Below are 20,847 nucleotides of genomic sequence, written 5' to 3'. Positions count from 1 at the left end.
TGTAATACTATAATACGCTAAATTCTTAACTATCCTATAACAAAGTGAAAAAAAAATCAATATTTATTCGTCAGAAAAATACATTTGTGCGTGTCAGGGAGACATTTCTTTAAAATGTGTGTTACAGTAAAGCATTAAAGGCGAACCTTACTGCCTTTTCCATCTCTTTTGCCTATCTTTAAACGGTTTAAATGCACTTCTTTTTCTTTGTATTGTATCACCGGCTCATCTCCCAGGAGATGGACAGCTTCCAGATTCTCACCGGGAGACAGCTTTATTCCTCTTACCCCTCTGGCATTCTTTTTCATCTCGGGAATCTCATCGGAGGCAAAACGCAGAAATACTCCGGAAGAAGTCTGAAGGACTACATCCGTCTGTCCCCTATATGGCAGTGCACAAATTACCATATCGTCATCCACCAGTCTGGTTGCAGCCACAGTACGGTTATTGGTTTCAAATTCCTCTCCTGGAACCATCTTAATCAGAGCCTGCCTGGTTGCAAACAAAAACTTATTCCCTTTTAATCCGCCTGCATGGGATAAATAAATAATCTTTTCCTTCGACCCGTCAAATTTACTTAAATTATCAATAGGAGTCCCCTTGTCACGAAGCTTTCCACCCGGGATATCCAATACTTTTATCTGATGTAAATTTCCAGTATTAGTGAAAATACAGATTTTATCCGTATTCAGACAGTTTACCACAAAAGGATTCTCGGTTTCAATGGTTTCTTTATTTCTGTCATAAGTATTTTTATCCAGTATCTTACAATAACCAAATCTGTCCATTATGAAGGTAACTTCTGAAACAGTTACAGCTGCTTCATCATATACGGCTTCCTTTCCGTCTTCAATCAGAGTCTTTCTCGGGGTACCGTATTCTGCCTTAATATAATCCAGATCCTTTTTAATGACCTCATCCATATTTCTTCTGCTGGAAAGTATTTTCTCATACTCTTTAATTTTTGCCAGTGTTTCTTTGAATTCTTTTTCCAACTGAAGAATCTCCAGTCCGATCAGCTTATATAACCGCATCTCGAGAATCGCACTTGCCTGCTTTTCAGTAAAGCACAGTTTTTTTGCATCTTCTTCAAAACCCCTGACCCGGAAAGAAATATTTGAGATATCACCTGTTATCAGACAGTTTTTTGCATCCTTTAGATTCTTCGATCCTCTTAAAACTGCTATAATTAAATCAATAATGTCGCAGGCCTTTATAAGTCCTTCTTTTATTTCTTTCTTTTCCAGCTCTTTATCCAGAAGAACCTGATATTTTCTGGTTGCATTTTTGTACTGGAAGTCCAGATAATTTCTTAAAATACCTTTTAAATTCAGGATTTCCGGGCGTCCTTCCGCTATTGCAAGCATATTGACGCCATAGGTATCTTCCAATTTTGTCTTTTTATAAAGAATGTTTCGGATTTTCTCTACATCCGCATCTTTCCGAAGTTCTAAAACGATACGGATTCCATCTTTGTTGGATTGATTGGAAATATCTATTACATCTGTAAGCTTTTTATTCTCTACCAGATCAGCAGTATCTATAAGGAATTTATTGATTCCGGCTCCTACCATGGTATATGGAATCTCGGTAATAATCAGCTTGTCCTTATCGGCTTTTCGCTTACCAAGCTCTACTTCAATTTTTCCCCGAAGCTTAATTTTCCCCATTCCGGTTTCATAGATCGAGGGAAGATCGCTTTTGTTGGCAATAATTCCGCCAGTCGGGAAATCAGGACCCGGCAGGTATTCCATTAGTTCCCTTACAGAGATATCAGGATTATCTATATATGCCTGAACCGCGTCTACCACTTCGCCTAAATTATGGGGGGGAATGCTGGTACTCATGCCGACTGCAATTCCTTCCGCACCATTAATCAGCAGATTGGGAACTCTAACCGGAAGAACCTCCGGTTCTTTTTCCGTCTCATCATAATTGGGAATAAATTCTACGGTTTTATCAAGGTCCTTCAAATAAACCTCTTCGGCAAACTTTTCCAGTCTTGCTTCGGTGTATCGCATGGCCGCTGCCCCGTCACCTTCTATGGAACCGAAGTTACCGTGCCCGTTTACCAGGGGTACTCCTTTTTTAAATACCTGGGACATTACAACCAGAGTCTCGTAGATGGAACTGTCACCATGGGGATGATATTTACCCATGGTATCACCCACGATTCGTGCTGATTTTCTGTGTGGTTTATCATGATTTAAATGCAGTTCGCTCATATCGTAAAGTACGCGGCGCTGCACCGGCTTTAATCCGTCTCTCGCATCCGGGATAGCTCGTGCTGTAATGACACTCATGGAGTAGTTCATGTAGCTTTTCTGCATTTCCTCGGAATACTCTGTCTTAATAATTTTTTCTGCCATATTCCTTCTCCTTACGCATCGATCTCCGCTTCATCCGCATGCTCATAAATAAACTGTCTTCTGGGAAGTACATCGCTACCCATTAGCATTTCTGTTATTTCTGAGGCCATCCGTGCATCTTCAATTTCAATCTGCTTTAATACACGCCGTTCCGGATCCAGAGTTGTTTCCCAAAGCTGTTCTGCATCCATCTCTCCAAGTCCTTTATAACGCTGAAGGGTAAATTCACCGGTATGTGTTTTTCTGTAACGTTCCAGCTCTTTTTCATCGTAAAGATACTGTTCCTCTCCCCGTTTTGGAATCACTTTAAACAATGGAGGCATAGCAATATAAACATGTCCATCGTTAATTAATTCGGGCATAAACCGGTATAAAAATGTTAACAGCAGCGTATCAATATGACTGCCATCCACATCGGCATCGGTCATAAGAATAATTTTATCATAACGAAGCTTTGTAATATCAAAATCATTGCCATAACCCTCTGAAAAGCCACACCCAAAGGTATTTATCATTGTTTTGATTTCAGCATTGGCCAATACCTTATCGATGGAAGCTTTTTCCACATTTAAAATTTTACCGCGAATGGGCAGTATGGCCTGGTACTGGCGGTTTCTGGCCGTCTTGGCAGAGCCGCCGGCCGAATCTCCCTCGACAATAAATATTTCACATCTGGTAGCATCCCTGCTTTCACAGTTAGCCAGCTTTCCGTTGCTGTCAAAAGAAAATCTTGACCTACTGAGCATATTGGTTTTGGCTTTTTCTTCTGCTTTGCGGATTTTTGCTGACTTTTCCGCACAGCTGATAACGGATTTAAGCACTTCTAAGTTCCGGTCAAAATATCTCTGCAGCTCATCGCCTGCCACAGTAAAAACTGCCTTTGTGGCGTCTGCGCTGGCAAGCTTTGTTTTCGTCTGTCCCTCAAAGATCGGATCCGGATGCTTGACTGCAATCACTGCAGTCAGACCGTTTCTCGTGTCAGCTCCTGTGAAATTCGTATCCTTTTCTTTTAATATACCGAGTTCTCTGGCATAGCTGTTAATCAACTGGGTAAAGCGGGTTTTAAAACCGGCTAAATGGGTGCCGCCCTCCTGGGTGAATATGTTGTTACAGAAACCAAGTATATTTTCTTCAAAGGTATCCACAAACTGAATGGCTGCTTCCACTTCCACTTTATCAACAATACCCTTAAAATAAACCGGGTCATGGACAGCTTCTTTTCCAGCATTTAATTCCTTTACGTAAGCAACGATTCCTTCCGGCTCATAAAATTCCACTTTCTCCTCTTCTCCTGATCTCTTATTGGAATAGGTGATATGAAGATTGGGATTTAAGTATGCTGTTTCGTGAAGACGGCTTTTCAGCCATTCCGCTTTGAAACGTATCTTTTCAAATATAGTCTCATCAGGGAGGAAATTGATTTCCGTTCCTGTCTCTCTGGTTTTTCCCAACGTAGGAAGCAGGCCATCCACCAGCTCCACCGTTGGTATGCCCCGCTCGTATTTGTCATAATGAATCAGACCATCTTTATATACTTTAACACTCATGTAATCAGACAGGGCATTTACCACGGAAGAACCTACGCCGTGAAGCCCTCCGCTGGTTTTGTATGCATCGTTGTCAAACTTACCGCCTGCATGAAGGGTAGATAAAACCACTCGTTCCGCTGAAACACCTTTTTTGTGCATCTCAACCGGAATACCACGGCCAGAGTCTTTGACTGTACAGGACCCATCGGCCTCCAGTGTCACCCAGATCTGATTACAGAAACCTGCCAGGTGCTCGTCCACTGCGTTATCAACAATTTCATAAATCAGATGATTCAGTCCCTTTGTCCCAACACTTCCTATATACATTCCCGGACGTTTCCGTACCGCCTCAAGGCCTTCCAGCACGGTAATACTGTCTGCGTTATACTGCGTTTTCGCCATGTTACTCCTCCACATCTTGTATTATCAATACCCATTATACAATGGTTTTTCCATATTTGGCAAGTTTATGGGGGATTTTTTACCAATTTTCAGAAAAACCTATTGTAATAATAAAGTCTATTGTGGTATAATACGGAATGTGTCAAACAATAGCATGCAGATATAGTTCATTGGTAGAACATCAGCTTCCCAAGCTGAGGAGGCGGGTCCGATTCCCGTTATCTGCTTAAAACCTTTGATTTACAAGGAAAAGAGGACTTCCGGAATGACCTGGATTGCCCTCTTTTTTTAAGTTTGACACCACTTCGTAAGTTGAAATCATTTATTTTAGTTGTGTAAATTGAGTGAGGCTGCTAAGGGCATTATGGTTCTGCTGCCTTTAAACAGTTATGAAGTTTTAATGGAGAGACCGTTTCAAAATTATAACCTATTCCCACGCGGCTTTTATTATTTGATTTTAAAGTATATCTTTTCGTCTGATAATACATCTATTTTATATTCTAACTGGATCTCTTCTGCATCTGTTGGTACCTCAAAAAATATTTTTCCTTTCGTATTTTTCCCCGAAGAAATACTGGTTATTGATGTAAGCATATCTTCACCAGAAATTATAGGCTGTTTACATTCTGTATTTCCTGCATAGCAGTCAAATAAAAACGATCCAGTGCTTAAATCAGACTTACCTACATTTTCTATTGAAAATTCAGCGAATATATATTTGTTTCCTGATTCCGGCTGCATAAATTGGTTATCAACCGAATAATCTCCACAGTTTAAAAACATAATTTTTATATTATCAGATTCGTAAATATCCCCCACTTCAAAAACAGTGTCACTTGCGGTAGAGGTTTCCTCAGTCTCCTGAATGGGTGATTGAATACTATTTGTTTCTGCGTCAGAGTTTAAAGTATTTACTATGTTTTGGTTGTCAGACATTGCTTCCCTTAACTGATTCATTGATGCTTTATAATTAATATAAGGCACATAAGACCATGCGCCCCATAGAATCAAAGCCATAATCGTAATAAATATTCGATTGCTTAAGGTTGATTTTCTCTTGTACCATAATAAAAATATACCAATCGGAGCGCAACATAAAAACATTGACACTATAATAAACCACCATCGCTCATAGAATTTCAGATCATCTACTCGCTTTTCTATTAAATTTATTTCTTCATTATTTTCTTTTATTAATTCTACGGTACGCAGTATTTTTTCATTTGCTTTATGTCTGAATTTAAATCTGTCTGTTTTATTGCTGTTATGAACAAAATTAACATACCCCAACTCTGAATATGTAGCAAACATATAATCGATTCGTTTTAAATCATCATAATCGATTCGTTTTCTGCTTCCCCAATACGAAATAATATTACTTTCTTTCTTCCCTACATATAACTCTTGTGATGTCCCTTTTATACTCATTTTCCCACCTCGTTCTGCAAACCAATATGGATTCATTTTACAATAAAATCATACAAAAGAAAATACAGTTTTTTAGTTTAATATTTTCTATAAATATTTGTAATTAAAGATAACCAGATATCTCCGACATCACATTAATAGAACAAGATAAATTATAATAAAGGAAAAAGAGGACTCCCAGAATGTTCTGGATTATCCTCTTTTTTGTTTCTATCACCCATTTTCTGGAATTTTAGAAAAGCTGCTTACAATTTACGTAACAGGTATGTAATTTCAGTTAGATTAATACCCCAATTCCTCATCCACAAAGATAATTTCACATTTCATACTTAATGGTACTCGTTCAATTACCGATATAATACGGCAAATCCGGTTAGGGCTGTCACAATCGTAACATTTATCTCCCTTAACCGCACATGGTGTTTTTGCTCCCAATCGTTTGGCATTCAAGGGGGCAGCTATATTTTTACACCGGGAATAAGCTTCACCAATATTCGCTGTAATTTTATTTCTGCCTATAATGATATAACAGGATTGAGGTCCAAAAGCAGTCATTGCAACACGATTTCCTGTAGCGTCAATATTTACAATCTCCCCAGTCTCCGTTATTGCGTTTGCACTGGATATATAAATGTCTGCGCAATTTGCAAGTCTTCGCACTGCCATACCTGGAACCTTATTGTGCCATACAACAGCATTTTTTTGTTGCAGAGCCTCAAACAATCCCATCTCCTTCAAAGTTTCACTTCCCCCAAATCCGATGGTTTGATTTTGTAAAAGATCGGTAAGGTAACTGCAGGCATCTTCCTTTGTAGAAAAAACCTGTGTTGTAAATCCATGCCGCTCAAAGTTCTTTCTTATCTGCGAATATTCCATAAACTCATCTCCATTTTAAATTACATTTCTTATCTGTTTGTTTATAGAAACAGGATACCATCAAACCTGAAAACTATCAACACTAACATTCAATGTACTCTAATAAGTTAATCCTTCTTCTGCAGGAAATTTCTGTTCCCTTAACCATTTTCTTAGTACATCGGTATCAATATCACTAAGGTCAATTCCTCCTGCTTTTTTGCCTAGCGCCGCAGCCGTACCTGCTGCCTGTCCGGTAGCAAAACAGGCACTCATAATACGTATGGAGGACATCATAATACGATCCGCGCTGATGATCCGTCCTGCAACAGCTAAATTCTTAAGCCCTTGGGGGATTAAACAACGGTATGGAATCCCATAGCATTCGCCATTCTCATACTTGGAAGTCTGATAAAGTTTCTCATTCTTTCCGCTTTTTTCAGGCAGCGCTGAATGAATGTCAATTGGATAGGAATAGTAAGCAATTGCATCCGCAAAATCGGCTCTGTTTAAATAATCCTCTTTTGTCAATGTATAGCGGCCCTTAATTCTTCTGGATTCCCGTATCCCAAGGCTGGGTCCACTGGAAGCCAGCACACATTTCTCCATCCCCGGGACGTATTCCCTTAAAAACGTTATGAGCTCTGGTAAGTTTCTTCTGGCTTCCATTTCAGCCTGGCTTTTGTTCCATGGGTCTAAAGGCTTCAAATCATATACATGACCGAAATTTAATCCTGCTATTCCTTCTGCCTGTAAAGCCATCCCCCCTACCTTGGTCTCGTTTAATGGAAAACGCCCGTCTTTTTTTGCTTTTTCCGATGCAACCGAAAGATTTCCGTTTTCCCCTTCTTTATCCACGTAGTCCATAAACCGATTCACATCGATGTTTGCAACACGGAAACAAAGTGTCCCTGACTGTACCCTGCCGTTCTCATCTCCATATTCCCACATTGCTCCTGCCATCGCTGCTAAATCCCCATCTCCGGTACAGTCGATAAAATAGTCGGACTTAAACCATTTAAATCCCCCTTTGTTGCAGACTCTGACTGCTTCGATTTTACCATCTTTATATTTGGCTTCTGTGACTGTTGTGTGAAACAGCACATCACAGCCGCTGTCCATTACCAGATCATCCATGACACGTTTTAAATGCTCCGGATCAATGGAATACCAGTCGATTCCTTCTATGCGGTCTGGCTTCCGGTCATAAAAGGGACTTCTATATCCGTCTTTTTTTAGCGCCTCTAAAATTTCCCGTCCAATCCCTCCAATTAAATCCTGTTCCCCATTTGTAAAAGGACCAAATGCAGGTACACCGGCTATGGTTGCCATACCTCCTAAATAAGCTTCCTGCTCAATTAACAATGTATTACAGCCATTTCTGGAGGCTGCTACAGCCGCTGCCACGCCTGATGGACCTCCTCCTGCCACGATTACATCATATTGCTCTTTCATGCTGCAACACTCCTTTTCCTCTTCCTGTTAACTGGTCTGCCAGATTCGCCCCCATACGTATATGTCCGTTATCAGAAGGGTGAAGCAGATCCGTGCTTAAATACGTGAAATCCTTTAATATCTCTTCCCCTTTCACCAGATGAAATCTGTGATCTCCCACTTTTAATACAGCCTGTCTTACTATTTCCTTAAAGCTGCGGTAATGCCGATAATAGGCGGAGTCCTGATCCAGTGCGATAAGGCCTTTGTTGGGAAACATATCAATCACAAAAATATCTCTGGCCCGGCTTTTCTTTAATGCCTCCAGAAGATATTCCACTCGCTTACAAGCCTCTTTCTCGTCAAAAAACAGTACCATATTCACACCAATTTCCAGAGAAAGGACATCCACAGAAAGTTCTGACAGATAGTCAGCCACTTCCCTTTCGCATAGACAGGAGCCAGAAAGGCCTTTGTTCATTACATCCCAGCCTGCTGTCACCGCCGCCTGGTTTATGTAACTGTTGGAATACAGATTCGTCACACTTCCGCATGTAATGGATGATCCGTAAGCTGCCCATAAAACAGCTGGTTTTTCTTCCTTATTGGGCGGCCTTAGGGTGCTCTCATAAGTGTCAATATAATGAAAATAGATGGCTCCATTCATTCCAAACTGAATCCGCCAGATCCAGGGGGCAAATTGTTTTCCTGTCAGCATATTTTTATTTACAATCTCATAAACAGGAGGATCTTCCACATGAAGTACAGTGCAGACTCCTGCCTTTAGTACTTCTTTTTTATGGAGTAAGTCTCCTTTATAAATGAGCACATCAATATCCTGCTCCACCGCTGTCAGCGCCACATCAAAGTATTTGGACTCCGTTACAAACCGGAGTTCACAACCATGGGCCCTGTCAGCACGGAATCTTGCGTTCCTGTTTCCTGCCACTCCCAGGCTTCGGCTTAAATCACGGGGAAAGCGGCAGAGTTTCTTTCCTCCCATTCCTTCCACGTCTTCCAAATGATCCACATTGTGGAACTCCATGCCATAGTCAATCATACTATTAACTTCCTTTCTCCTCCGTCTGCCTCCTTTACATGAATTATCATAATTCCGTCTGACGCTTCAAATGATACTGCGTCCACTTTACAGGCTCCGTCGCTGCTGGTAATCACATGAGCAAACATAGCCTCTCCTCCAAAAGAGCGCTCAATCCTGTAGTTAATATCTGACACCGAAGGATTATCCGGTCCTTTTGCACTAAATACAGTCTGACCAAATCCATAACCAAATATATGAGTTGTCACTTCCCCATCCTGATAAGCAGTTACGATGGAACCGTCTGCTATGGTCTCTTGAACGGAATGAAGATGCTTAAATGGCTTTTTTATAGAAAAGCCTTCTGCTGGCCGGCCGTTAAACGGTAACAGGTTCTCTCCCGAAACATGCATGACCCAGTCAATTGCTAAATCAGGATCTGCTCCTGTTACGAGAAAAACTTCTGCAAAATAATCATCTGTCCAGGCGATTTTTCTTGTCATTTTAACAGATCTGTAATGTTCTTCCTTCCACTGTACAATGGTAAAGCTGTCGGGCATGGTATAGGGAGCAGTCCAGTCTGCTTCTGCCTCCGCATAAATAACCCCATCCAGTTGCTCATACCGCTTTAAGACTGCGTTTACCGGTACCTGATTTTCTTCCCCTATCATCACGGTGTTGTGAGATCCTGTATTTTTATAATAATCGTAATGCAATAAGGCACCATATCCGGTGGTACCAAGGTCGGGGGAGATCCGCTTCCCATAAGCCAGATAACTAATGTCCAGCCGGTCGTAATGATCGTGCTCCCCGCCATAGCTGTCATGCTTAAACAGCAGATACCGCCCATTGGAACCTCTTAAAATGGTATTTCCACTGAGTCCTTTTTTTACATGATAATTTTTAAACGTATGACTGCATGAGGGCAGCTCATCCACACCATAGATAAAAGCTTCCATATTATCCCGTTTTTCGTTTTCATATAATTGGTTTAAAATATATAAAAGTTTCTCCCCTCCCATCTCACGATAAGCAAACTCATAGAGATAGAGACTGGAAGATGTATGTCCATAGTTTGTATCATTTAACATTGGTATTCGGAATCCCGGCTCTAAATAATCCACTAATAACTCCATCATGGCCTTATAATTGGGATGACTGATATGGCTGTGGGGAGTTTGCAGAGCAAACTTTTCATATGCAAAAAAACTGGTTAACGCGTAAAAATGGTAACCAAATGCCCCTTCAAACCACATATGATTGGGAAGCATTCCATGCTCCAGCTGATAAAGAAGGCCATATGGTTCATAAACGGCAAATTTAACATAGGAATCCTTATGAAAAATCAGCCCGATAATGGCTATGGCAGAATTAATAATTACCTCATGATTATGCAGCTGATTATGGCGGTGTTCCATGAGAAATTCAGCTCCTGGAAGCAGCATGCCATCCCGGATAAAAGCCTGCTCTGCCTTCGTCATTGCATCGGATAAAAGATCATAGGTCATGGCAAAGCTTCTTAGAAAATTGGCCTCATCAAGAGTCTGGGCGCCTGATTTTCCAGGACCATTGTAAGGGATATCTCCATGCACCTCATAATCTTTATAATATTTGGAATACTCTGTCATGATAGAAATTGCTTTTTTTGCATAAGCCTCGTCTTTGGTAACCAGATATAAGAGTCCCATTTTAAATGCAGCAGTATAATTTCTGGAGTTTATGATTCCCCACCAGGTGCTGTCGTAAGGCTCCCCTGTAAATACCTGACCACAGGCCGGGCATTTATGATAATGCCCATTCATTCTGTTAAATTCCAGCAAAACCGAGCATTTGGGACAGTAATAATAGAGGAACCAGTTTGCTATTCCAGTTTTGGGAACAAGAACTGGCTCTGCCATTACCTCACTTACTTCCTCTTTTAACTGACTGATTGCTTCAGGCCAAAGCTCCCCTTTTATTTGAAGCTGCGTAATTTGTGCTTTTGTAAACTGTATCATGGTATCCCTCCCTTAATATAACCGCTCTTCTTCTACTGCCTTTTTAAATTCGGTTGGTGTACATCCGTAAAACTTCTTAAAACTGCTTGCAAAATACCTTTGATTCTCATATCCGCACTCTTCCGACACTTCCTGTATTTTTAAACTGGTCTTCTGAAGAAGCATTCCGGCATGCTCCATCCGTTTCCGTATCAGATATTCCCCAACCCCTTCACCTGTATGCTGTTTGAAAATCTGGCGGACATAGCTGGAACTAAAATGCACCTTGTCAGCAACCCACTCCAAATCCACCTTGCTGTCTTTTATATTGTTTTCCAGTAACAGTTTCATCTGCTTTACCACTGCACTGGCCTTTGTTTCCTCTGAATAATCAGAGATCACCAGACAGCAGGTTTCGATATAGCTTTCCAGCATTTCCTTCATGTCCATAAGGCTGCCATAATGAATCCTGTCCTGCATCGAGGCTGCAGGCTCCAGAATCTCACGGTCAAAACCATCATGTTCCATATCATTTTGAATTGCGTAAATCAGTTCCTTTACCGACACACTGATGTAGTCATTTTTCTTGTTGGCAAGAGAAGCGTAGCTTTTAATTAAACCTTTCAGTTGTAACAGCGCTTCGTCTTTTTGCCCCAGCCGTACGGAAAGGCGAATCTGATTTTTCCAGTCTCTGATTGAGGAGCTGCTGCCCTCCTCCTGTTTTTCAAGCTCTTCTCCATAAAACAATATAGGGTGTTCTGTATTAATCATTCCCCGCCATACCGCCATCGCTTCCTGATAAGAAGCACACAGCCCCTCTCTGCTCTTATAAGGAGAGCCTATGGCAGAAGTAAGCTGGATCTGATAATACTTTTTCAGGCTGATCTGTATCTTTTCCATACCTGTTTTTATTTTACCGGTAAATGCAGCTTTTCCGTCTCCTGACCCGCACCAGATTATTACCAGATGGGCTCCATCAAAACTGACCCCATAAAGACTGATATCAGCAGGAAAATAACCATCCCGTATCAGCAGCAGAAACTCTTCTATACTTTCCTGACTTTTAAAATCCCAGGTTCCCCCTGCAAGGCGGAGTATGCCTGCCAGATAATAGTCTCCTGTTAAATCCATACCAAGCTGCTTATAGTCCGTTTCCCTGCACTCACGCCCTTCCAGCAGATCCTTACATACTTTTTCCCTGTAGAGACCTTCTCTGATAATCGCCTGTTCCCGAAGAAGGCTCAAATTTTGCTGGAGTGTTTTCTGACTGTCTAACTCATTTATCATCTTCACTAAAACCTCCTCCAGCTCCTGGGGCAGAAACGGTTTTAGCAGATAATCCTTTACACCAAGTGAAATAGCCTGTCTGGCATAATCGAATTCATCGTATCCGCTGATCACAACATATTTGCTTAAAAGTCTGGCTTTCTGCATCTCTTTAATCAGTTCCAATCCATTCATAAAAGGCATGGATATATCCGTGATTAAAATATCCGGTTTTAAAAGTAGAGCTGATTTTAAAGCTTCTTTTCCATCTCCCGCAACCGCAACCACTTTTACAGCTAACGAGGAGCTGCGAATGTTTTTTACAAGTATATCCCTGACATAATCCTCATCATCTACAATCATGATCCGATACATGAATCCATCTCCCCATCTGTGACTGGAAGTGTAAGCATTGCTTTGGTCCACTGACCTTCTACACTCTCAAATTGAAGTCCGTAATTCTCTCCGTAAAATAAGCGGAGCCTTTCATTTACGTTATAAATTCCGTAACCTTCCAAACGGTCTGTTACCCCTTTTTTTAGTGTTTCATTCAGAATCTTTAACTTATCTTCTGGAATCCCTGCTCCATTATCCCATACAACCAGCTTTAATGTTTTCTGTGAACCTTCTCCCTGTGATTCTTCGTAAATCCGTATCAGTCCTGTTCCCTTCTTCTCTTTGATACCATGATAAATCGAATTTTCTGCCAACGGCTGTAAAATCAGTTTAATTACTCTTAAGTCCAGCCACTGCTCCTCTACATCAATCTGGTAATTTAATTTGGAATGATAGCGAATTTTTTGAATATCAAGATAACTGGTGACATGTTCAATTTCTTCCCTTAAGGTAATAATTTCTGCACCTTTACTTAAGGAAATCCGAAAGAATTTCCCCAGAGAATTAGACAATATACTGATTTCCTCAGCCCCCTGATCGGCAGCCTGCCATGTTATGGCATTTAGCGTATTATAGAGGAAATGGGGATTAATCTGTGCCTGCAATGCCTTTAGTTCCGCCTTTCTCTTCTGCTTTTGCACTTCGGCTGCATGATCCCGCTCCCACTTTAATTCTTCGATTGTCTCCTCCTGCTTTCTGACCAGATTTTGGATTTCTCCGATCATATAGTTAAAACTTTTCGCCAGACTCCCTACTTCATCTTTATATGGATAAAAAAAGCGGGTATTAAAATCTCCTTTTTCAACCAGACTCATGCGCTTTTCCAGTTTTCTCAAAGAGTTGGTTAACTGATAGGATAACAACAGGATGGCAGCCACACCAACCAAAAAGATCACTCCCAAAGTCTCTAAAATTACATCTCTTAAACTCTGTAAGCTGCCCAGCAGAGTTTCTCTTGATTTCAATCCAAAGATCTGCCAGCCATTTTCGGAAAGTTGATTGCAGGTCACTAAATACGTATTGCCTTCATACTCGTAATCACTGGTGAGGACTGCTTCTTTTTCTCCCTCCTTCGGAACCAGTTTCATCAGTTTTGCAGAGTCAATGCCTTCTGAGCCAATAATTGTATTACCATCCTGATCCAGAATAATGATCTTGTCGAAAAATTCATATTTTCCTGCTAATAAATGTTCCAGTTCCTTTTTCTTTAACTGAAGGATTAAATATAAGCTGCCCTTATAGCCCTCCACACTAAACCTTCTCACACAGGGAATAATCTGATCCGTATCCTGAAAGATCTGGTCCGTTTGTGACGGGAACCACTGAATGGCTTTCCCCGGTCCTCCTATATAGGAACTATAATACTCCGACTCTTTAAACTGAAACTGCCAGTTTCTCATCCGGACAAAATTGTCAAATTCCCGCTTGTCTGTATAAATATAGGAGGAATGCAGCAGATTTTCTCCTGTCTCCAAATCCTTTAAAAAAGATGATACGGTTCCCATGGTTTTTATTAAATTCAGATCATTGGGATTGTTTAAATAATCAGAAAAGCTGACTACAAAGGTATAATTGGTCAGCATACCCTGAGCTCTCTGCCTGATCACTCCAAGCCGCATATCAAGGGTATCCACAATCTGTGTCAGTACACTTTCCGCACTGACTCTGAAATTCTCCTCAATGTCATGAGACGTATAACGATAATAAGAAAAACCGCTGATTGCCGTTGTTAAAAAGAACATAATTCCAAATATCAGTATAATCTTGCTACGAAACCGCAGGTTTTTATAAATTTTTTTCATCATTATTTTCCTTTTATATCGCCTTTCCTGGTATGTATATCCAATACGATTCTATCATACCATCCGAAAGGCCGAATAGCCAGAACACAGACTGTTCCGGCTACAAAATGGAAAGGCTAACCTTTTACCGCACCGGCCGTCAGCCCTGCAATAAACTGTTTATTAGAAAACATGTATACAATCAGGATGGGGATAATTGCTATGGAAGCACCTGCAAGCATAATGTGCCACTCCGCTGCCGAATTAACGGAATATTTAAGCTGAACCACCGCAACGGTCAAAGTCTGAAGCTTTGGTATGGAAATTGTCATAATTAAACTGGTAATATAATCATTCCACGCGTTCCGGAAGGAGAATAACGCCACAACTGCAAGAATTGGCTTACTCAGCGGAAGAATAATGCGGGAATACACTCCGTATATGCTGCATCCGTCAATAATGGCGGCTTCATCTAATTCCTTTGGGATACCTTTGGTAAATCCCATAACCAGAAATACATTGGTGGCCTGCCCCCCGGTCAGGGCAATCACCAGCGCAAATATGGTTTTGTTTATTTTCAGTGCACGGAGCAGTTCGTAAATGGGATAGAGGGTAACGGATCCCAGTGACACAAACATCATAGACATATAAAGTGCAAGCAGAATCTTTTTTCCTGCAAAATCTTTTCTTGCCATAGCAAATCCGGAAAGGGAAGTGGTAGTCACTGCGAGAATGGTCACTGAAATGCTGACCACAACGCTGTTTAACGTATATTTCGTAAAATCAGCCTGTATAAACGCTTTATAATAGTTTTCAAAATGCCAGACACTGGGGAAGAAACCGCCTCCCTGAGTCAGTTCGGCATTGGTCTTAAACGATCCAAGAACAGTATAAATCACCGGATACAGGGTGAAAACAATCATAATCCCCAAAAAGACCCATTTCGAAATCAACGCAGCCCGGGCTTTGTCAGACAGATGTACTTTTTTCATTTTCTTATTCTGTGTATATGCTTCTGTCATAATCTGCCTCCTTAATAAATATCATCCAGTTTCTTAGAAACTTTTAAATAAATCACCGTAACCACGCCTGCAATAGCAGCAGAAACTACACTGACTGCCGCGCCGTATCCATACTGGGGGACCGTTGCTTCCGCAGCTGAAATTGGAAAGAAATACCGGTATCCGTAAAGAGACATGACCATGGTCGCATTATTGGGACCGCCCTCGGTAAGTACCATAACATTGGTTATATCATTGAAGGCAGATGTAATTGCAAGCATCATGATGATCTTAAGAATTGGTCCCAGCATTGGAACAATGATATACCAGATCGTCTGAAGTTTGCCCGCTCCATCAATTCTGGCGCTTTCTATGGCATCCTCCGATACCTGCTGGATTCCTGCTATAAAATAAACCATATAGTTTCCGACGCCGCCCCAGACGGCAGTCAGAATAAGTGTTTTCATGGCGTGATCTTTACCAAGCCAGTTAATGGGACGGCTGATGATTCCCGATTCCAGAAGATATTTATTAACTTCACCGTTATAAGCATTAAACAATAAGTAAAATACAAGGCCCATGACGGCAGAGCTCATGATTGTAGGCAGAAACATAATGCTCTGGGTGACTCCATTTCCGCGTTTCTGCTGATTTAAAAGAAATGCAAGGAAAAAGGCCAGAGGGATAATAATTAGAACTTTTCCAAATCCGTAAGTAAACGTATGAAGTACACTTTCCCAGTACACTTTATCCCGAAATACTCTTGCTAAATTAGCAATACCTACAAATATCGGCTTCCCGGTTCCATAGCCGCCATATTGATAGAATACATACTTTAACGTCCATACAACCGGATACAGAGAACAGGCTGTAAAAAGAATCAGATTTGGCAGCAAAAAAGAATATGTCTGCAGGTTGTGTTTTAAAGTCTTCTTTATTCTGAGATTCCTGCTTATGATTTCTTTCATCTGTGTACTCCTTTCTTAACGAAAGAGGGGCTGCCTCTTTTATTGAAGTGGCCCCTCTTTTCCATTACTTACTTATTTTACTGCAATTTTGGGTTCTGCGGATCGTAACCAGTAATCTTTACTTCATAGCCTGTGTTATTTTTAATCGCATCCTGATAGGCCTTGTTATAACGATCAGTTAAATCCTTTAATGCAGCATCTGGATCTGCATCTCCATAGTAAATGGATTCACAGGTCTTATACATATCCTCACCTTCCACGACCATACCGGAAGCAAATGCTGAGTGAGGTGGCTTTGGAAGAAGTGCATCTATATCGGATATCAACAGCCATTTTTTATTCTGGAAGTCAACACTTGGTTTTGCTTTTGCAATAACACTTGGCAGAATGCTCACACCATAACCGCCTTCATAGTAACCAACCAGATAATCTTCCTTGGTGAAAATATCTTTATATACTTTAAATGCCTTCTCTAAATTAGAACTCTTTGCGTTAATAACATATCCGCCGGTCCCGGAGAAATACTGTTTTCCATTGGTTTTGCCCCCAACGGTTGGAATGGGAACACAATCCCATTTATCAGAATCCATTGGGAACTGATTCTGGTATACTCCTGGCTCTGCATGGCTGTAAGACATGTACATACCGATTTTTCCTGCTGCAAACTGCGTTCTTAACGGGTCAATATCAAGGGATTCACAGCCTGGGAATGCACTGTCCTCAGAAAGCAGTTCTTTCCATAATTTGAGAGATTCTGCCCATGGTGTAAAATCATATTCGCCCTTTGCAAAGTCATATCCATTTACAAGTCCTGTTTCACGTTGAAGTCCGACCAATAAGGACCGCTGTAAGCCAGAGCTTGCACTCTTCATATTTTCAGCAAATCCATAAATTCCCTCACCAGACAGCTTGGAAGTAATGAGTTTGGAATCTGCTACCATTTCCTCTAACGTTTTTGGAGGCTCCGCAATCCCTACACGTGCGAATATTTCTTTATTATAGAAGAGGCGGCAGGTCGTTCCAGTGGTGGGAATAAAGTAAAGCTTTTCATCCAGTTCGTTATAACCAGGGAAGATGACGTCCTTGAAATACGTCTTCATATCTTCATCCATAAAGTCATAGAGGTTTGCCCACTGACCTTCATTCACGTATTTATCAAACATCTGATCCTGCTGAACCATGATATCAGGCAGCTCACCGCTTTGTACTGCCATATCAATGGCCTGAACGTAGTTGTCCGTATAGAGCTGGTAATTTACCTGAATATTATCTGTATTGGTTTTGTTATACTGATCAACCTTTTCCTGTACATAGGATGCGTCATGGCGATCCTTCGACCAGATGTTAATCACGGTTTTCTCCCCGCTTGCCGCTTTTGTGTCAGATGATGCCGCTGTTGTTTCCGCTGTTGCTGTGGTCTGGGCATTTGTTGTTTCAGTCGTTGCTGTTTTGCCTGAACAACCTGCCAGCGTACCCGCTGTCATGAGTGCAGCAAGTGTAATTGCTCCAATTCTTCTTAACCTCATAAGATGTTTCCTCCCATTTCTTGTTTATGGGTTCATTATACGGGATAAATGAATGACCGTAAATGCAATATCCGTCTATCCCATGTTCAAAATCCGATGTTGCAGTTCATAGTCTGTACACATTTATATGTTTGTTGGTATTTTCATCAAAAAACCCAGTAAAAACAAGTTTCCTTGTAAATACTGGGTTTTTTATATTTCTCACTTCATCTAATCTGAAATCCAGACTCATGTTTTACAGGCATTAAATCCGCCTCATAATCATCAATCTCTATAAAGCGTTCTCTCTTCAATATCTCAAACAGATGATTAATTTTCTCCCGTTCCCCCTGCAGTTCCATCTCCACACGGCCATCATCCAAATTCCTCGCCCAGCCCGTCAGTTTTAACTGAATGGCAAATTGCATGGTTCGAAAACGGAAGCCCACACCCTGGACTCTTCCATCGACATAGATGTGTTCTCTTATTATTTCTCTATGCATATATTCACCACCTTATTTTCATCTGTAGGCGACAGAGATATTGTTTCACTAAGAAGCCGTTCAAAATCTTCTAACGGTATGGGTCTGGCAAATACGTATCCCTGTATAATATCGCATCCAGCTGATTTTAAAAAGTCAACTGTTTCTGTAAACTCCACACCTTCTGCAATGGTTTTAATATGAAGTTCCTTCGCCATATTAATGATATTGGAAATGACAATACGCTCTCTCTGGATATCGTTACTTTTTCTAAAAAACATAATATCCAGCTTAACAATATCAATGGAAAGATTCTTCAAGAGATTTAAAGACGAGTAACCTGCTCCAAAATCATCAAGGGAACAGATAAATCCTTTTTCATGAAGTTTTGCCACCAGACCGTTAAATACTGTATCATCCGAGAGCATAACTGTCTCGGTAAATTCCAGTTCCAGTAAGCCGTCGGGAATCTCATATTTTTCCTTGATACTGCCATAGTAGTCTACAAAATCTTCCCTCAGTATACCCATTTTGGAAACATTTACAGCAAGGTTTATAGGGTGATTTCCAGACTGTAAATATTCATGAAGCCATTTACAAGAAAGTTCAAACATATAGCGGTCCAACAGGATAATCTTTCCTTCCCGTTCCATAATAGAAATAAACTGTCCAGGCAGTATGGTTCCTTTACGAGGATTTTCCCATCGAACCAGAACTTCTCCTCCCACAATCCGATTATTATTCTGAATGGAGATCTTAGGCTGAACAAAAATCCGAAACTCCTGTCTTTCTATGGCTCCTTCCATCTCAGATTCCAGTTCAGATTCATCCACAACCTTGTCCCGTATCTCCTTATTATAGAAACCAAACTGATCTCCTGGTAAGCTTTTTATGTATTTTTGCGCAATGTTGGCACGATTCACAATATTATCAATAGATACATTCCGATCTTCCTCTTCCAGGCAATATACTCCCATACATAGTTCGGTTGCAATTCTTTTATTATTGGTTAACTCCTGCTGGCGGAAAGCCTGAACCAGTTTATGAAACCAGTTCTTCAGTTCTGCCCGGGATTCATATTGACAAAGTCCCGCAAAATTGTCCGCTGACACTCTGCAAAACACAAAATTCTGTTTCGAACACTTTTGCAGCAAATTGGCAATGGTGATGAGAATCCGGTCTCCTTCCTCATATCCCAGCACATCATTAATAAACTTAAATTTTTTAATGTCACAATACCATACCGCATAGCTTTTCATATCCGCGTTTTTAAGAATACGTTCCGCTTCCTCTTTAAATGCATAAAAATTATGACAGCGGGTAAGTGAATCAGTATAGGCAATGTTCACCAGAGTTTTCTGGTTCGCTGCAATTGTTCTGTACTGCCTGAAATAAAATAAAAAAAACAATCCGGAGGATAATAATATCAAAACTCCGATACCAACTGTAGTTTCCATATATCTGATTTCCAAATCAGATCTGGGAAAGGTATTTAAAAGATACCAGTCATTGATTTCAAGCGGTATCAATACAGCATGTTCCTGCCCCCTGACTCCTATCTTTAATTCAGAAGAAGTTTGCTGACCACTGGAAAGCATATTGTAAATTTTATGTCTTATATCACTCCGCGCAAGTTCATCATTTCTATCACCTGATGCCGCGATTAAATTCCCCTGGTTGTCAAAAACTGCGCATATTCCTAAACTTGCATAAATCTGCGTATTCAGCAACTCATTCAGTACATGGTGTACATTTCCCGCGTAAAGGTAACCCAGGGGCTGGTTTTCATTGCCCCTTATTAAAACGTTTAAATAATAATCTTCTCTGTCTAATCTTGTCCAGTCAAGCTGCTTGGAATATTCCACCCTCATACCTTCCATGGAAAGCTTCATACGGCTGACTATATCTGGCAGCTGCCTGGCATGATCAGAATCCATGCCTCCAAAACCTGCTGCTATGGTTTTAAGCAGGTAGATATCCCCTTCTATCCGGCCTTTGACTGTTAACTGGTTTTGCTTTGATACGCTATTATAATAATTATTATTTTCTATATCATTCTTCTGCACCATATAAAGAAGAAAGCTGATGCAGCAAATAATCAGAAACAGCCATAGGAGTACAGGAATTGCCATATCAAATTTTCTAATTCTGATATTTTCCCTCATATGCATAACAGTCCTACTCCTTGTAACGAAAGCTTACATTTTGTTCTTTTATGTTAATTATAGCTTTTTATGGAACGTTTGGCAACGATTACATAATCTAAGATTTTTTTCATAAAGGGGTTGATTTTTCACCTGGTTTTTGTTATACTGTCAAAGGTTCGGCACTGTGCCGAATAGTCGGATTGCTTCCGTAGCGCAGTTGGTAGCGCAACGCATTCGTAATGCGTGGGTCGGGGGTTCGAGTCCCCCCG

The 20,847-nt window shown here is 40.7% G+C and carries 14 protein-coding genes and 1 tRNA gene; 1 reads left to right on the top strand and 14 read right to left on the bottom strand.

What is annotated here, in order from left to right:
- Nucleotides 1-134: 134 nt before the first annotated feature.
- Nucleotides 135-2,369, bottom strand: coding sequence for a DNA gyrase/topoisomerase IV subunit A (locus ABS301_RS24750; protein ID WP_349674723.1), 2,235 nt, complete (start codon nucleotides 2,367-2,369; stop codon nucleotides 135-137).
- Nucleotides 2,370-2,380: 11 nt separating this feature from the next.
- Nucleotides 2,381-4,300, bottom strand: coding sequence for a DNA gyrase/topoisomerase IV subunit B (locus ABS301_RS24745; protein ID WP_349674722.1), 1,920 nt, complete (start codon nucleotides 4,298-4,300; stop codon nucleotides 2,381-2,383).
- Nucleotides 4,301-4,456: 156 nt separating this feature from the next.
- Between ABS301_RS24745 and ABS301_RS24740 the strand changes: the two genes are divergently transcribed.
- Nucleotides 4,457-4,527: transfer RNA gene (locus tag ABS301_RS24740), tRNA-Gly, on the top strand.
- Nucleotides 4,528-4,747: 220 nt separating this feature from the next.
- Here the strand turns inward: ABS301_RS24740 and ABS301_RS24735 are convergent.
- The 12 genes from ABS301_RS24735 to ABS301_RS24680 all read right to left on the bottom strand — a co-directional run bounded on the left by ABS301_RS24735 (nucleotide 4,748) and on the right by ABS301_RS24680 (nucleotide 20,602).
- The gene (locus ABS301_RS24735; RefSeq protein WP_349674721.1) at nucleotides 4,748-5,728 is read right to left on the bottom strand and encodes a DUF4352 domain-containing protein; all 981 of its coding nucleotides are present in this window, start codon (nucleotides 5,726-5,728) and stop codon (nucleotides 4,748-4,750) included.
- A 282-nt stretch (nucleotides 5,729-6,010) separates the two neighbouring features.
- On the bottom strand, nucleotides 6,011-6,604 hold the full coding sequence (locus ABS301_RS24730) for a lactate utilization protein (RefSeq protein ID WP_349674720.1): 594 nt from the start codon (nucleotides 6,602-6,604) through the stop codon (nucleotides 6,011-6,013).
- Between the two features lie 99 nt (nucleotides 6,605-6,703).
- Entirely contained in the window at nucleotides 6,704-8,038 is a 1,335-nt protein-coding gene (locus ABS301_RS24725) for an FAD-dependent oxidoreductase (protein ID WP_349674719.1), read from the bottom strand.
- Nucleotides 8,022-9,077, bottom strand: coding sequence for an SGNH/GDSL hydrolase family protein (locus ABS301_RS24720; RefSeq protein WP_349674718.1), 1,056 nt, complete (start codon nucleotides 9,075-9,077; stop codon nucleotides 8,022-8,024). The genes ABS301_RS24725 and ABS301_RS24720 overlap by 17 nt, the downstream gene beginning before the upstream one ends.
- Nucleotides 9,074-11,053: a heparinase II/III domain-containing protein gene (locus tag ABS301_RS24715; protein ID WP_349674717.1), complete on the bottom strand. Its 1,980-nt coding sequence runs from the start codon at nucleotides 11,051-11,053 to the stop codon at nucleotides 9,074-9,076. The genes ABS301_RS24720 and ABS301_RS24715 overlap by 4 nt, the downstream gene beginning before the upstream one ends.
- A 12-nt stretch (nucleotides 11,054-11,065) precedes the next feature.
- Nucleotides 11,066-12,673 (bottom strand): response regulator, encoded by a 1,608-nt coding sequence (locus tag ABS301_RS24710; protein WP_349674716.1) that lies wholly within the window; start codon nucleotides 12,671-12,673, stop codon nucleotides 11,066-11,068.
- Nucleotides 12,658-14,499, bottom strand: coding sequence for a sensor histidine kinase (locus ABS301_RS24705; protein WP_349674715.1), 1,842 nt, complete (start codon nucleotides 14,497-14,499; stop codon nucleotides 12,658-12,660). The genes ABS301_RS24710 and ABS301_RS24705 overlap by 16 nt, the downstream gene beginning before the upstream one ends.
- Before the next feature lie 113 nt (nucleotides 14,500-14,612).
- Nucleotides 14,613-15,497 carry a carbohydrate ABC transporter permease gene (locus tag ABS301_RS24700; RefSeq protein WP_349674714.1) on the bottom strand — a complete coding sequence of 295 codons (885 nt, stop codon included), beginning with the start codon at nucleotides 15,495-15,497 and terminating at the stop codon, nucleotides 14,613-14,615.
- A gap of 11 nt (nucleotides 15,498-15,508) precedes the next feature.
- A complete protein-coding gene (locus ABS301_RS24695; RefSeq protein ID WP_349674713.1) occupies nucleotides 15,509-16,444 on the bottom strand; it encodes a carbohydrate ABC transporter permease in 936 nt (311 codons plus the stop codon).
- Between the two features lie 77 nt (nucleotides 16,445-16,521).
- Nucleotides 16,522-17,970, bottom strand: a complete 1,449-nt coding sequence (locus ABS301_RS24690; RefSeq protein WP_349674712.1) for an ABC transporter substrate-binding protein — start codon at nucleotides 17,968-17,970, stop codon at nucleotides 16,522-16,524.
- A gap of 206 nt (nucleotides 17,971-18,176) precedes the next feature.
- On the bottom strand, nucleotides 18,177-18,452 hold the full coding sequence (locus tag ABS301_RS24685; RefSeq protein ID WP_349674711.1) for an acylphosphatase: 276 nt from the start codon (nucleotides 18,450-18,452) through the stop codon (nucleotides 18,177-18,179).
- Nucleotides 18,437-20,602, bottom strand: a complete 2,166-nt coding sequence (locus ABS301_RS24680; protein WP_349674710.1) for a bifunctional diguanylate cyclase/phosphodiesterase — start codon at nucleotides 20,600-20,602, stop codon at nucleotides 18,437-18,439. Before ABS301_RS24680 ends, ABS301_RS24685 begins: the two co-directional genes overlap by 16 nt.
- Between the last annotated feature and the right edge of the window lie 245 nt (nucleotides 20,603-20,847).

The organism is Lacrimispora sp., assembly GCF_031982545.1.
Lineage (GTDB): Bacteria > Bacillota > Clostridia > Lachnospirales > Lachnospiraceae > Lacrimispora.
Note: the sequence above shows the minus strand (reverse complement) of the source record. Positions and strands in the feature narration are given on the sequence as shown.

Coding starts and splice junctions, on each gene's coding strand:
- ABS301_RS24750 (WP_349674723.1), bottom strand. CDS start 2,369: ATGGCAGAAAAAATTATTAAGACAGAGTATTCCGAGGAAATGCAGAAA.
- ABS301_RS24745 (WP_349674722.1), bottom strand. CDS start 4,300: ATGGCGAAAACGCAGTATAACGCAGACAGTATTACCGTGCTGGAAGGC.
- ABS301_RS24735 (WP_349674721.1), bottom strand. CDS start 5,728: ATGAGTATAAAAGGGACATCACAAGAGTTATATGTAGGGAAGAAAGAA.
- ABS301_RS24730 (WP_349674720.1), bottom strand. CDS start 6,604: ATGGAATATTCGCAGATAAGAAAGAACTTTGAGCGGCATGGATTTACA.
- ABS301_RS24725 (WP_349674719.1), bottom strand. CDS start 8,038: ATGAAAGAGCAATATGATGTAATCGTGGCAGGAGGAGGTCCATCAGGC.
- ABS301_RS24720 (WP_349674718.1), bottom strand. CDS start 9,077: ATGATTGACTATGGCATGGAGTTCCACAATGTGGATCATTTGGAAGAC.
- ABS301_RS24715 (WP_349674717.1), bottom strand. CDS start 11,053: ATGATACAGTTTACAAAAGCACAAATTACGCAGCTTCAAATAAAAGGG.
- ABS301_RS24710 (WP_349674716.1), bottom strand. CDS start 12,673: ATGTATCGGATCATGATTGTAGATGATGAGGATTATGTCAGGGATATA.
- ABS301_RS24705 (WP_349674715.1), bottom strand. CDS start 14,499: ATGATGAAAAAAATTTATAAAAACCTGCGGTTTCGTAGCAAGATTATA.
- ABS301_RS24700 (WP_349674714.1), bottom strand. CDS start 15,497: ATGACAGAAGCATATACACAGAATAAGAAAATGAAAAAAGTACATCTG.
- ABS301_RS24695 (WP_349674713.1), bottom strand. CDS start 16,444: ATGAAAGAAATCATAAGCAGGAATCTCAGAATAAAGAAGACTTTAAAA.
- ABS301_RS24690 (WP_349674712.1), bottom strand. CDS start 17,970: ATGAGGTTAAGAAGAATTGGAGCAATTACACTTGCTGCACTCATGACA.
- ABS301_RS24685 (WP_349674711.1), bottom strand. CDS start 18,452: ATGCATAGAGAAATAATAAGAGAACACATCTATGTCGATGGAAGAGTC.
- ABS301_RS24680 (WP_349674710.1), bottom strand. CDS start 20,602: ATGCATATGAGGGAAAATATCAGAATTAGAAAATTTGATATGGCAATT.